The 13404-nt window shown below is 35.1% G+C and carries 10 protein-coding genes; all 10 read right to left on the bottom strand.

Annotated features, from left to right (window positions below):
- The 10 genes from KI230_RS04410 to KI230_RS04365 all read right to left on the bottom strand — a co-directional run bounded on the left by KI230_RS04410 (nucleotide 1) and on the right by KI230_RS04365 (nucleotide 13378).
- Entirely contained in the window at nucleotides 1-1899 is a 1899-nt protein-coding gene (locus tag KI230_RS04410) for a glucosaminidase domain-containing protein (protein ID WP_214958330.1), read from the bottom strand.
- Nucleotides 1900-2035: 136 nt separating this feature from the next.
- Nucleotides 2036-2335, bottom strand: coding sequence for a DUF2951 domain-containing protein (locus KI230_RS04405; RefSeq protein ID WP_000466777.1), 300 nt, complete (start codon nucleotides 2333-2335; stop codon nucleotides 2036-2038).
- A gap of 39 nt (nucleotides 2336-2374) precedes the next feature.
- The gene (locus KI230_RS04400) at nucleotides 2375-2548 is read right to left on the bottom strand and encodes an XkdX family protein (protein WP_001790193.1); all 174 of its coding nucleotides are present in this window, start codon (nucleotides 2546-2548) and stop codon (nucleotides 2375-2377) included.
- A gap of 9 nt (nucleotides 2549-2557) precedes the next feature.
- Nucleotides 2558-2935 carry a DUF2977 domain-containing protein gene (locus KI230_RS04395; RefSeq protein WP_000705914.1) on the bottom strand — a complete coding sequence of 126 codons (378 nt, stop codon included), beginning with the start codon at nucleotides 2933-2935 and terminating at the stop codon, nucleotides 2558-2560.
- Nucleotides 2935-4758 carry a phage baseplate upper protein gene (locus tag KI230_RS04390; protein ID WP_072472460.1) on the bottom strand — a complete coding sequence of 608 codons (1824 nt, stop codon included), beginning with the start codon at nucleotides 4756-4758 and terminating at the stop codon, nucleotides 2935-2937. Before KI230_RS04390 ends, KI230_RS04395 begins: the two co-directional genes overlap by 1 nt.
- On the bottom strand, nucleotides 4758-6668 hold the full coding sequence (locus KI230_RS04385) for a phage baseplate protein (protein WP_031928995.1): 1911 nt from the start codon (nucleotides 6666-6668) through the stop codon (nucleotides 4758-4760). The genes KI230_RS04390 and KI230_RS04385 overlap by 1 nt, the downstream gene beginning before the upstream one ends.
- 14 nt (nucleotides 6669-6682) lie before the next feature.
- The gene (locus tag KI230_RS04380) at nucleotides 6683-8581 is read right to left on the bottom strand and encodes an SGNH/GDSL hydrolase family protein (protein WP_000152718.1); all 1899 of its coding nucleotides are present in this window, start codon (nucleotides 8579-8581) and stop codon (nucleotides 6683-6685) included.
- An 8-nt stretch (nucleotides 8582-8589) separates the two neighbouring features.
- Nucleotides 8590-9537 carry a phage tail family protein gene (locus KI230_RS04375; RefSeq protein ID WP_000350675.1) on the bottom strand — a complete coding sequence of 316 codons (948 nt, stop codon included), beginning with the start codon at nucleotides 9535-9537 and terminating at the stop codon, nucleotides 8590-8592.
- A 12-nt stretch (nucleotides 9538-9549) separates the two neighbouring features.
- Nucleotides 9550-13017 (bottom strand): hypothetical protein, encoded by a 3468-nt coding sequence (locus tag KI230_RS04370; protein WP_072472461.1) that lies wholly within the window; start codon nucleotides 13015-13017, stop codon nucleotides 9550-9552.
- A gap of 16 nt (nucleotides 13018-13033) precedes the next feature.
- On the bottom strand, nucleotides 13034-13378 hold the full coding sequence (locus KI230_RS04365) for a hypothetical protein (protein ID WP_000105584.1): 345 nt from the start codon (nucleotides 13376-13378) through the stop codon (nucleotides 13034-13036).
- Nucleotides 13379-13404: the final 26 nt, after the last annotated feature.

Raw genomic sequence — 13404 nt, 5'->3', positions numbered from 1 at the left:
TTATTTATATTTATCTCTTATAAAGTAGATACCTTTTAAGCCGATTTGTTTATATAGCTTAGCGATTGTACTAGCTTGATGTTTGCACCACTCTATAGCAGTAGCGTATTGGTGCGTAGCTGGATTCTTAGGATTCCATCTGATTCTGTACAGTGTATTCTGCCCTTTGTTGATGTAATCCTTTCTTACGAAGCTAGCACCGCCCATGATTGCTTTTGCTGGAGTTGTCCAACCTTTATTCTTAGCAAATTTCATTGCATAATCAGGGTCGTTGTCGAATGCACCAATACCGAAGTAATTATATGCACCGTATCTACCACTAGCGAAGTTACTTGTTCCATATCCACTTTCTAAGAAAGCATGCGCGATTAAATAAATTTCATTAATATTGTGTTTTTTACAAGCTTCTGCGAACGCTTTACCTTGATTATTCAATGTTCCCTTACCTTTAAGTATCTTATTAAGTGCGCTAACTGAAACACCTTGATACTTGCCTAAATTAAGCATTTGGTAGCATTGTGTGTTACTTTCCCATATTCGTTTAACATTCATTGCCGAGCTCGTTTGAGCTCGTGTAGCGTTAGCCCAACCCCAAGCATTAGATTTTTTCGGGTTACCTCTTGCCATTTGTTTATCCAGTGCTTGTTTGAATGTATAAGGACTCGTTTCTGTTATGATCTGCGGTTGTTTAGATGCCGAACCATTGTTGGCTGTTGGTGACGAGTCTCTTACATTAGCTATATCAGCGTTTTTATTATCTACCATAACTTTTATTCTAGATTTTGTTACTGTTGGCTTAGTTATAGAATTTAATAATTTTTCTCTGTTTTTAAATATATTAAGTAATACCTTTTCTAATGCTTCATATTTATCTTTAGGAGGAACACCGTTGTCAATCATATTCCAATTAACATGTTCCAACATTGAACGCCAAATGCTGTCGTCTACTTTTAAATTTTCAATACTTAGAGGTATCTCATATTTGGCCATCATATCTACAGCTACAACCATTGCGTGAATCTCATTAAATATAAATTCATTTTTACTCGCACTATAATCTTCACATACGTCTATAACTATATAATCAGGTTCATTAGGAACTTCAAATACAGCTCTTCTAGGTGCCCAAATATTATGTCTGTCAACATAAAAGTGGGGATATTCTACATCCTGTTTGTATTTCTTCCTACTGTTATATAAACTTTCTACCGAGCTCATCGTTTGTGCGTTTCTAATCATTATTCCTTTAGGTTTTTCGAGTCGTCGATTACCTTCTACTATAAAGTGATAAATATATTCTGGATAATTAACCTCTTGGCTAGAAATAGTGTACTTTATAGTTGTTACATCTTTCCAAATTGGAACTTTTTTATTATTTTTTTCGTTATCATCACTATCATCTTCTGGTTTAGGTGCCGGTGTAGTTTTGTCTGGATGATATGGTGGTCTAACAAAATATTTAACCCCTCCACCTGGTCCATCATGATAAGAGTGTTTAATTTTATAAGGTGGACTTCCTGTTGCGTTATTTGTATACCAGTTTTGATCTACGCCATACCAATAGTCTTTTGTGCATGGTCCCACTACAATGTTTACATGTCCTGCCCAACCACCAGTCCAAACACCCCAGTCGCCTGGTTGTGGTACAAAGTCTTTTGTATTTCTAATTATCTTGAAATCTCTACCTCTATAATTAGATTTCTGAGCCATAGCATCAGCATTTCCCCATGTTCTAAATCCCCAATATTTATCGAGTAAATAATTAGGTAAATCCCAGCATTGTGCTCCCATTCCAGAACCAGGTACATCAATAGCTATTTTGTTTTTAGCGATATATAACGCCCATTCAACTACTTCACTAGCTGTGGGCTTTCTATTTTTCGGATTAGGTAATCCCATGTATGCACCTCATTTCAATCAAAATAAAAAGCCAGTGCCGAAGCACTGACTCTTAACTGTTATTTACATTTACCAAACCAGAAGCACGCCCAGAAGCTATATCCTAAAATCCCTTTAAGCATGGTAATCACCTCCTTTAAATACCAAAAATAGTTCTTAGTAAAGCTATGACAATCGTACTGAAGATAGTCCCTATCAAACCTAGAATCCACATTTTTATGTCTCTAATATTCTTGGCATTCTTTTCTTTATTCTTTTCATCTTCTACCTTGTCGCGCTTTAATTCTTCAAAATTTCTATCTAATTTGTCATAAATCTTTTCTTGCGCTCTAAGACTATCTTCTATTCTGTCGAATTTTTCAAACATAGTCTTATCATTTTCTTCTAATCGCGTTAAACGCCAATCTTGTTCATGTCGTTTGGTAAATCCAAACATTATGCCACCCACTTTATTCAAATTAAAAAGCCTCAAGCATTACACCTGTGACTTTTCATCTTTTGCCTCTGGATATTTTTCACCAGTGATCAATGCATATTCTTCTTTGTCGATTACACCCATGTCTACGTACCACTTAATTTGCTCATTTTTATAGCAACCCCACACATAAAAAGTTTTAATGTCCTTGAAAGTTGGATAAATCATCTTAATTTTCTCCATTTAAACGTCCTCCTCTGTATTTGTTTTACCAGCTTTTAGTTCAGTCAACTGTTGTGTTAACATAGCGTTTTGTTGCTTTAATTCCATCGCCAAAATGTTTACTTGCGTCACCTGCATTTGCATACTTGCAACCATTCCGCGAAGTTCTTCATCACTCAAATCTGATTCACTTTGTTGGTTTGATGCATTCGGTACGTCTTCTTTTTCGAAATTGCTATTGTATTTAATTTCGCCGTTAGTGAAAACGAACTTTCTAGGTTCGAACTCTTCTTTGAATTTGATAGGCACATTGTTATCGTCTACATCTAAACTATTGCGTAAACCGCCAGTATTAACGTATCCGATAACTTCGTTTTTATCATTTACTGTGATTTTCATTATTTCCACCCCATAATTTTAGTTATAGTAACTTTGTTGGCATTCGCTCCAGAACCTGATGTTTTACCTAAATCAAAGTAGACATCGTTATCTATTCTTAAAGTAGTGCTACTTGTTTTGGATAGTAAGCACTCATAAATACCGCCACCGTTGCCGTCTGAGTCAACTACATTGGCTTTACTCAATTGAATCGCGTTAGGTAATGCGGTTAGTCCGAATCCCTCAATAACGCCACCTGGATAAGTTCCACTTACCAACAAAATAGAATAGTTTGTGTACGGTTCGGTTAGATTGATTGTTGTACCTACACCATTTGCTCCACCGTCGAACAATACCGTTGACTTATGTTCATTAGGAACTGTCCACTGTTGCTCAAGTCTGCCGTTTGTGATTGATCGTGTGTAAATCTTTTTAGAGTTATAAGGCGTGAAGTTAAATAGCTTGTTTGTATCGTCTTTAACGAATACAGATAAATAACCCTCATAACTTTCAACGCCACTTGGTAAATCCGGCACTCTTGTTGCATAGTAATTACCTGCAGTTAGATAACCCAAATCGCCTTGTGCATTATTCAAGTTAACTTGTATTGATTGACCATTCGCCTCTGTCATCTTATGTTGTTGCCAGCTCGTTGTTCCGAATTTATCATCTACATACTGCTTAGCTTGATTTAAAGCGTTGTTAGACGTTTCTTCAACAAATTGCTTAGTTAAGTTTCCATCATTCTTTTTATAAAACGGGTACCATGTGCCGTAGATTTTGTATTTTGTGTACTCATCGTTTGAATCGTCTGGGTACCATGTTGCACGAGCAGTATTATTATCAACAACATAAACAACTAACACACCAGATTTGCTTGATGTATAAGTTGATTCATCGAACGAAGAACCGTCATCAACACCATCTTGTCCAGACTTCTCTAACGTGCCTATATCCGTCTTTTCTGGCGCATCTGTTGCATTAGTAATATGAATAATCCTAGATGTGTTAACTGCGCTTAAAACGCTATCTATGGACTGCTCATACGATTCAATTGCTTTACCGTAATCATCTGTAAGTTTAGACTTTTGCCAATTTGTTGTTGAATTACCTTTAACAAGGTCAGCGCCATTGATTTGTTGTTCAACTTCGTTAACACGTTCAAAAATCGCTTGCTCTTTTTCAACTATTTTATCGAATTCAGCTGTAACAGCTTGTGTTGCACTAGTTTGCGTCGCAGTAATAGCTTGTATAGCTTCGTTTTGCTTGATTTCGATTTGTTGAATGCCTTTTGTCGCACTATCATTCACTTTTGCTATTAACGTTTGTGTATCAGCCATATTTTGCTTTAATTGGTTAAAGTCTTTACCGACAGCTTCGATAGTATCTTGAATAGATTTGATATAAACAAGCTTTGTTATACCATCAAACCCACTAACTAAATCATTTTCAATATTGAAGCTAAATTGACGTTCAACAACAACATTATTACTCCCGTTTTGTGTAAAGAATGCCTGAGCATGCACCTTGCCTGAATGTTTTAAAAATTCATTCGGTATCACATACTGCAAACGCCCATTAATTGCGTCTACTATCGTTAATTCGTCTGAAATATAAGCGCCTCTATCTACGTTATAATCATCGGTTTTTAACACGATAGATGTTTTAACATGTTCAGAACTTATAGATAACGGTCTGTTATTCTTAGTTACTGCAAAATTTAAAACACCAGTTCCTCTATCTGATTCATAGAAACTGATGTTTGTGTCAATAACCGGATTATATTGTGATGTTGTTTGTAACTCGATTAAGTTATCATCTTTCGAAAAATTATCTACTACCATTATTCAACCACCTTTCCTTCGAATAAACTCCATTTACCAACGCCACCAGTACCAAAGTTTCTAACTAAAAATTGATGTGCAGACGGGAAGTTATTACGTCTTAATACTTGTGTTGTGTTACCTGGTGTATTCGATTTTACTTCTAATATCCAACCTGCAATACCTTTAAAGTCTTTAGGAAAATCAGTAAATCGTTTTGATTCTTCAGTAGTGATATAGAAATCTAAACCAACGATTTTTAAATCTGATAATTTTGTAATACTCTTAGGGATATGTTCCCAATAACCGGCGTTTTGCGGACAGAAATTCCATGCTCCGTTGTTTTTCTTATTGAAAATGTCAATGACACGTTCGAATTTAAGCATATTTCTACCTGTACTGTTTCTGGTAAGTACTTGTCTTAGAGCACCATTATAGTGTCCAGGCAGTACATCAAAGAACCAACCTGCATCTCTAAACGCTCTCGGTAACGGGAAATCTAACGCATTTTGTGTGTCTTGCGTATAGATATAGTAATGACCAACTTCCGTAATATCACTTAGATATGCTGGGTTCTGTATTGGTAACGGTTTAACACGTCCGCCTGAATCAGTCATTGATACTTGAGGTGCGATGTTTTTCAAGAATTGGTTTACACCTCTTTGACCGATAGAATAAATTGAATGATGTCTGTTGTTACCAGGTCCAATAGTTACCCCGATTAAAAGTGCTTTACGTCCTGTTTCTAGATCGTAATACATATCTAGACCCTCAGCCTCTTGGAAATCTCCTTTAAAGTTGTTATTCACACCGCCTATATCGATACGACGTTTAAATAACAATTCTTTCGTTTTGATATCGAAGCCTTGTAAGTAATTAGGGTTAGCTGGATTTGAATCGCCAGTGTACCAATATAAGATACCTGCATCATAAGCAATACCTTGCATAGGTTGCGTACCTGATGTGTATTGCATAGGGATATCCATTTGGTACAGTACTTTGTCTATACCTTTATCAATATCGTCAGCACTTCTTACTTCAACAAAATTTAATGCGTTCTTAGCTTGTTGTTCAGAAGTTTTATATTCACGTCTAAAAACCATTAAGTTTTCTATAGGATTATAAATTGCTGACGTATATCTATCGTTAAATACATTTGGCATAACGTCTTGCATTTCGTTGCCATACGTCATTTCTCCGCTTCTGTATTTAAAGCGTACAAACTTGTTATTGTTGTTAGCGTCTAACACTGCTGAATAAATCCACAACTCATTGCCGATATATCTATAGGCGTTGTGTGTGCCGTGTCCGCCATTTTTAACTAGCAGTCTATCAATAAATTGTCCGTTAGGCTTCAATCTAGATAACATGTAATGATTGCCTGGACGCGCTTGTGTCATGTAAATAATTTTTGTTCTAGGGTCTACCCAAAATGATTGCATTACTGCGTTAGTATATGGCGATAAATCTGTGATGAATTCCGGTTCTTGCTCTTTTGGTTCAAATCGGTATTCTGTCGCTTGATATTCTTTATAGTGTTCATCTACAGCTTTCTCAACCTTTTTAGTGAAAGCATCTAGTGTTGAATAATCATGATACAAACGATCTTGCAATGTCTTATGATCATAACCAGTATTATCAACACGCGCGTCTTTTACTTCGTTGATACCGTCGCCGTTATGACCTAGTACCATGTTGCTAAATCGACCGTTTAAATATGTTAAAAAGTCAGAGACGCTACTTGTAACATTTAAATGTTCATACTTTATTTGCTCTCCATTATGTGCAAATACCTCTTTATTTCTATGATATTCAAGAGAGAAATTAAAATCAGTCAGCATGTCTGAAATAAGCTTGAAATTATACTCATTTTCATCTACATATCTGTAATCGAAAACTCTACTTAAGTCTGTAATTAATTTGTTATCCATGTCTTCCTCCTTTTCTATCCGTAAAACTGGTAATAATTTTTAATAAGTTCGTACATAATAACTTCATGACCCCTCTCGTTCGGATGCAATCCGTCTGGCATACTTGATTTTCTGAACGCTGGATTATATGGCTTAAAATAATCTGTATGATAGGCATCATATACTGGTACATCCAATTCACTACAAGCCAATATCTGAGCGTTGACATAATCCTCTAACGTTAACCCTAATTTGTTTTTATCAGTATCTTTACGACGTATCGTTGTGCCACTCATAGGACATTGTCTAGTAGCTGTCATTACAAGTATTTTTGAAGTTGGATTATTTTTCCGAATAACTTCAATTGCAGAACAAAAGGCACCGTAAAACGTTTTTGTATCCGTTTTATCAGTGCCTATCGGTACACCTGCCCAATAACCATGTAACCAGTCATCATCTGTACCTTGTAATATGATTAGGTCGCCTCTAATTTGTTCTGCTTGTCTATAAATACTATTTTCAACGTTGTTTGTATCTGTAACAGTTGCCATAGTTGCGCCACCTTTTGCAAGGTTGGTCGTTTTCGCTTTTAATTTCTTGCCTAACATTTCTGTGAAATTAGTTTTTGCATGCGACCCTCTAGCTACAGAATCGCCAATCGTTCCAATTGTTTTTACATCTTTAATGTTTGATTTATCTATAAAATCATGAACGATAGTGCCGTCAGATGTAGTCACAGTTTTAGAGCTTACCTTCTGTTGTTTATCTTCAATCAAATCAGTTCTACTCATCAAATCGAGTGTTGATTTAGCTATTGACGCTACTTTAGACTTCAAGTTTTCTGCCGCTTTACTAGGATTAGAAAGGTTAACATCATTTAATCCAGAAACATAGTTAGCTGCAGTATTAACTTTTTTCATATATCGTTGTTCTCGATTAAACTCACCAAGCGTTACATCTTGCTTAACAATTACATTGTTTATACCCCTAATCGTTTTAACTTGTACTATACGGACTAAATCATTCAAACCTAGTTTGGTAGATTTTATTTGTACTATGTCTCCGGGTTGTGGGTCTGCTTCTGGATATGATTCTCTTAACACCAAAAAGTCCAAAGACAAAGATTGTTTTAACGACTTTTTCAATCTCGATTGTAATTCTTTATCCATAGTTTCTTGGTCAGTCACTTTACCATCTTTAAATGGTTCTGCGTGGATGTCGCCGTATATTTCAGCTAATGCACTTCTAGCTTCCATTACGAGCCCAGCGTGTTCGAATGTTTCTTCTCCTGAATAATTACCATATCCTCTAATGAAGGTGGCGAAATCACTTGCATCTTCCTCGAGTTTTATAGCGTTGGCGTTGACTTCGTCAGAAATAAAATAAGACGCTTTTTGATTTGCAAAAGGCGTCAATACAAACTTATATCTGTCTTTCTTTTTGTCATATGTGATCTTATATTCTAATCCAAAATGTTCCAAACCTTTTTTTAACATTTCTAACCTTGTGTCGCCTTCACCGCCGTTTTCAAACTTTGAAGATTTAACTTTGCCCTCGACTTCAAAAAGCATTCCAGTACCTTGAAACACAATGTTAAAATATCTTTCTACTGTAAAAGATCCTGTTACATTAACATAAATTCTATCAATCATTAACTTGTCTATGGGAATCTCTCTAGCAGTACATTCAACCAGTTGTCTGTCGCCTTCTGATTTCCTATCAATGACAGTTATTACATATTCTTTCTTGTCGTTTTCACCTTCGACATGACTAACAATCCATCTTTTCCCTATAGCGTTAATAACTTCATAAGTATATTTATTTTCTAGAATATCAAAAGTTAATACACCATCAGCATTAACTTTTTTCACTAAAGTTGTTTCTACTGGTACAGGTGCGCCATTACCTTTAGGTGGTCTTACAATTATTGTCATTCTGACACCTACTTATAATAAAATTTCAAATCAAACTGAACTTTTTGAACTGTTTGATTAAACTCAAATTTATTAGCTCCGTATTTAAATTTTGGTTGGGCTATGTTCGTTTCAGTGCTTATTTCGACACCGTTTTTATAAACTCGAAAGCTATCATAAACAATTTTGTCTCCAGCTTTTAGTTTAATCCCCTCAATTTTCATTATTTCAGCATGCGTTAAATTCCATACAAACGATTCTGTATCTTCGCCTAAAATAATTGTTATCTTTTTATACATGTTGAATTGGTCGTTAGGAGCACTACCATGATAGTAAACTGTACCTTTGCTCAAATTTTCAAATGTATACTTTCTTTTGTCTCCGCCTGCATGCCAATCAATATTAAAATCAAACGACCACAATCCAACCTTTTTGTTTTCTTCTAACTCTAGGCTTGTTCCAATACTTTCGCCGTATGGTAATTCTGTAGTTTCGAATTTTAGTTCAAAAGAAACTTTATTATCTTTTTGTTTAGGGTTTATAACTCCGTTAAAAATAACTTTATACTGTTTACCATTTACATAAATTTGTTGATCGTGTCTTGAATATTCATAATCCGGGAAGTTGTTTTTATCTAATTTCACGTAATCATCAGAAGTTGGTTGAGTAAACCTGTAATTCAACTCTTCTTTTCTTCTTATTTCTCGTAAATACATAGGTTCTATGTCTGTCGTTAACCTATACAACATATCTCGCATATAAGCAATGTCTGAACGATTTTTAACTTTACAAAAACAAGGAACAACTATATCTCTACTGATATAATTGCTCCCCATTAATATACGACCGTTCATATTTTCTTTGTCTTGATACTTTGTGTTGATTTGCATGCTATCAATTACTATATCGTTAACGATAAACCCGTATTCACTTAATTTGATTACAGTACCATCTTTTTTTGTTAATTCTATGTCCATTTGTAACCTCCTTTATAAGTAATACTCAGAATTGCGTTTAGCATTTCTGCCGTTAACAATACTAGTAAGCGCATCGTTATTGACATCGAATTCAACTTTAACAGTTTTCATGTTCGGTGATGTTTCAATAGAATGTGTGTGTTGTACTTGCGCATTTATATTTCCACCTAAATTACTTAAGTTTCCTGTAATACTAGAAATGTCAGGTGCGTTTAATGTAGGTTGAAATGCATCAACTACTTTATCTGCAACATTAGAAACATTACGGATAACTTTACTTGAATGATTATCTATACCTTTAACGAAACCTAGCATTGAATACACACCAACATCCATGAATTCACGTGAAGGTGAGTGAATACCCAAAGCACTTTTAGCTGCATCTAAAGCTTTCTTAGCAACATTTTTAGCCGCATCTACTAATTGGCCAGCCATTTGTCCAATACCTCTAATTAAACCACGGATCATATCAGCACCTGCAGACACAAAATCTCCTATAAAGCTTTTTATTTTATTTACTGCATTTGTCATACCTTGACTAACTTTGTTTACAACATTAACGAATCCTTGAATAACTCTATTAACAAAGTTAATTAGCGTACTTGTTATAGTAGATACCCATTGCATACCTTTAGTCACGATGAAGTTCCAAGCTTGAGACATTTTGTCTGATATAGTTGATACAACTTGTGTGAATATGCTTACAACTTTATTCCAAATTGTCGTTAATATACCAGATAAGAAACTCCAAATCGTATTCCATATATTAGAAATAAAACTCCATGCCGCTTGTAACGCAGTAGATATAGTTGTAGTGATAGCGTTCCAAACCTTAGTTGCCACAGTAACTATAGTGTTCCACAACGTTTGTAAGAACGTCCAAATAGCGTTCCAAATTGTCATTGCGATAGTCATAATTGTGGTAAATACTGTAGTTATTACAGTGACTAACAAATTCCAAATCGTAGTAGCGATTGTAATTATCGTGTTCCAGATTGTACTTAAGAATGTCCAAATAGCTGTCCATATCGTCATAACTATTGTCATTATCGTCGTGAAAACAGTTGTGATGATTGTAACTAAAAGGTTCCATACCGTTGTTGCAATAGCGATAATTCCATTCCATAACCCTTGTAAATAAGCGGCTATTTGATTCCAAACAATCATTATAAAATTGTATACATTAGTTACTGCTGTAGTGATAGCTTTTAAAATAGCATTCCATACAACCGAAGCTACAGTTTTCAACACATTCCAAACTGTAACCATAAACGTTTTTATCGCATTCCAAGCATTTATAATAAAGTTTCTGAATCCTTCATTTTTATTCCACAATAAAACGAATATAGCTATTAATGCAGCGATTACACCGATAACTATTGTTATTGGACCACCTAAAATACCAAACACAGTTACTAGTCCTGTGATAGCATTTCTAATTAATCCAATCTTACCGAATAACAATTGGAATATAACTGATATAATTTTTAATGGTCCTTTTAATAACATGAACGCACCTTTTAAAATTGTTAATCCCGCTCTTAATAAACCGAACTTACTTACTAACGCAATGATTCTACCTATTAATCCGCCACCCATAAAGTTAGATACAGCAAGAATAATCGGTATTAAAAATCTAAATGCACCAACTAAAGTTATAATGACACCAACTAATTGTGCTGTAGCTGGATGCGCCTCAAACAAGTTAGCTATCCAACCAGTTATTGCTACTGCAACGCGTAATACTGCACTAGCTATAGGAGCCATCGCTGTTGCGAATGCAACTAATCCTCTTGCAATGTTCCCAATTAATTGCATTATTAGTGGTCCATTAGTTTGTATATAACTGACAAAGTCTTTAAACCCTTGAGATTGTCCTACTTGTTCAGACCATTCCCTAAACTTAGCTGTCATTTGTTCAAGAGATTGGAAAATGACAGTTGATGATCCACTGAATGCATTCATCAAATTGTTAATTCCAACGAAAACATTTTTAAAAATATTACCAATGATAGGTAAGTTTGTTTTTGTGTATTCAATAAAACGAGTTATCGAATTTTCTCCAGCTGCACTATTAGCCCAGTTAGAGAAAGATTGACCTAATCTATCCAACCAATCAGCCGACCATTGAAACAGTGGTGCTAATTGTGTGAATACATTGACTAATCCATCACCGAAACCGCCTGCAGCACTTAATAGCTTGTTAAATACCGAAACACCAGTTGTATTCATCATGTTGAAGAACCTTGATGCTACACCGCTATTTTGAGCCCATTTAAACACACTTTGAGACGCCTCTTCCATTCCTCTTGAAATACCACTAAAAAAAGGTTGTAAGCTCTGCATTGCTGTTTTAACAGTATTTAAACCGTTTGCAAGAGTTGTGAATATAGCGGATTGATTTTGCTTTATAATATCAGTCCATGCTGACTTTACGCCATCTAAAGCTTTTTTGTATTCGTTTGTTGCTGAGCTAGCTTGTAAAGTGCCGTCACTAAGCATCTTTATAGCGCTGATAGCCATTGCGCCAAATGCTACAAAGCCAGCGCCGGCTATTGCTACCGCACCACCTAAAGCAAGTACACCGCCAGTTAACACTTTGATAGCGTTTAATAGCGCAAATACTACAGGTACTACGCTCGCTATTACAGGTATTAAGATACTAAAAGATGAAGTTAGTAATCCACCAACCATATTAGAACCTACAGTACCGAACACACGGAACATATTAGCTAAATTCCCCATCTGTCTTTGGAAATTGTCGTTTGCTTTTATTATGTAGGCATAAGCTTTCTTTAAACCATTAGTATCGACATCTACCTTTGTTGTTTTTTTGTTCGGCAATGCGTCTAATGATTTTTTAAACGCATAAATAGTTGGTATAGAAAGCCCTGTATCTACATCTAGTCGAGATCTAGTTTTGTTTGGAATACTTTTAAGCTCTTCTTTAGTGCGTTTTATTTTAGAGTTAGCAACACCATTGTCCACGTCTATAATAGCTTTGGCTTTAGACCTATTTAATGCTTCAAGACTAGCTTTAGATACTTTTAACACTCGATTGAATTTACTGTTATCTGCATTGACGTCAATACTGATACGCTTCTTTTCTAGTTCGGATAACTTAACTTCTGCTTCAGCGATATCTTTAGTTAACTTTTGTTTTTGTAGTTTAACCTCAGGGCTAGCTTCTTTGGAGTTAAGTTTGTCTAGTTCAAAATTTGATTCTAATATCTTTTGTTGTAAGTCTTGTATACTAGCATCTAATTTAGCTTTTACATTTTTGTTGCTAAAGGCATCTAAAGACTTTTTAGCAACCTTGATAGTTTTTTGTAATTTTTTATCGTTAGCGTTTAATTCAACATCTTTAGTTTGATCTGCTACTTGTTTAAATCTTTGCACAGACTTAACCGCACTATCAATTTGCCTTTTGAATTTGGCTACACTAGCTTCAATAGTCGCTTTAATTTTATATTCCGTCACATTAACACCTCTCTTTCTATTGCTTATTAAATTCTGCTATAACTTTAAAGAATTCATTATTTTGTGGTTCGTATTCATCACGTTCGCTGCTAAATCTTATATCTTTACCTTCGTTAAGCCGTTGGATATTTTCTTCATAAGGCAATACGTCGTTTGCATTGTTAAAAACATATTCCTCTTTAGGTTTATTTTCTGTCCCAACATTTTTAGTAGCTGCAGCATCACGAATAGCAAACGCAAGTTTGTAACGTTCGAATTCTTGGGTTAGCATTTCATACTCTTTCGCATACATTCGATAGTTATATTCTGTTAATGTCATTTGCTCAATAACGTTCAAATCTGTAATACCAAGTGTTGACATACAAGTTATAACGATTCTGTCGTAAG

It is taken from the genome of Staphylococcus sp. MZ3 (assembly GCF_018622755.1).
Classification (GTDB): Bacteria; Bacillota; Bacilli; order Staphylococcales; family Staphylococcaceae; genus Staphylococcus; species Staphylococcus aureus.
The sequence above is the reverse complement of the archived record's forward strand: the minus strand, read 5'-3'. Positions and strand labels throughout refer to the sequence as shown.

Coding starts and splice junctions, on each gene's coding strand:
- KI230_RS04405 (WP_000466777.1), bottom strand. CDS start 2,335: ATGTTTGGATTTACCAAACGACATGAACAAGATTGGCGTTTAACGCGA.
- KI230_RS04375 (WP_000350675.1), bottom strand. CDS start 9,537: ATGGACATAGAATTAACAAAAAAAGATGGTACTGTAATCAAATTAAGT.
- KI230_RS04365 (WP_000105584.1), bottom strand. CDS start 13,378: ATGTCAACACTTGGTATTACAGATTTGAACGTTATTGAGCAAATGACA.
- KI230_RS04410 (WP_214958330.1), bottom strand. CDS start 1,899: ATGGGATTACCTAATCCGAAAAATAGAAAGCCCACAGCTAGTGAAGTA.
- KI230_RS04385 (WP_031928995.1), bottom strand. CDS start 6,668: ATGGATAACAAATTAATTACAGACTTAAGTAGAGTTTTCGATTACAGA.
- KI230_RS04380 (WP_000152718.1), bottom strand. CDS start 8,581: ATGACAATAATTGTAAGACCACCTAAAGGTAATGGCGCACCTGTACCA.
- KI230_RS04390 (WP_072472460.1), bottom strand. CDS start 4,758: ATGGTAGTAGATAATTTTTCGAAAGATGATAACTTAATCGAGTTACAA.
- KI230_RS04395 (WP_000705914.1), bottom strand. CDS start 2,935: ATGAAAATCACAGTAAATGATAAAAACGAAGTTATCGGATACGTTAAT.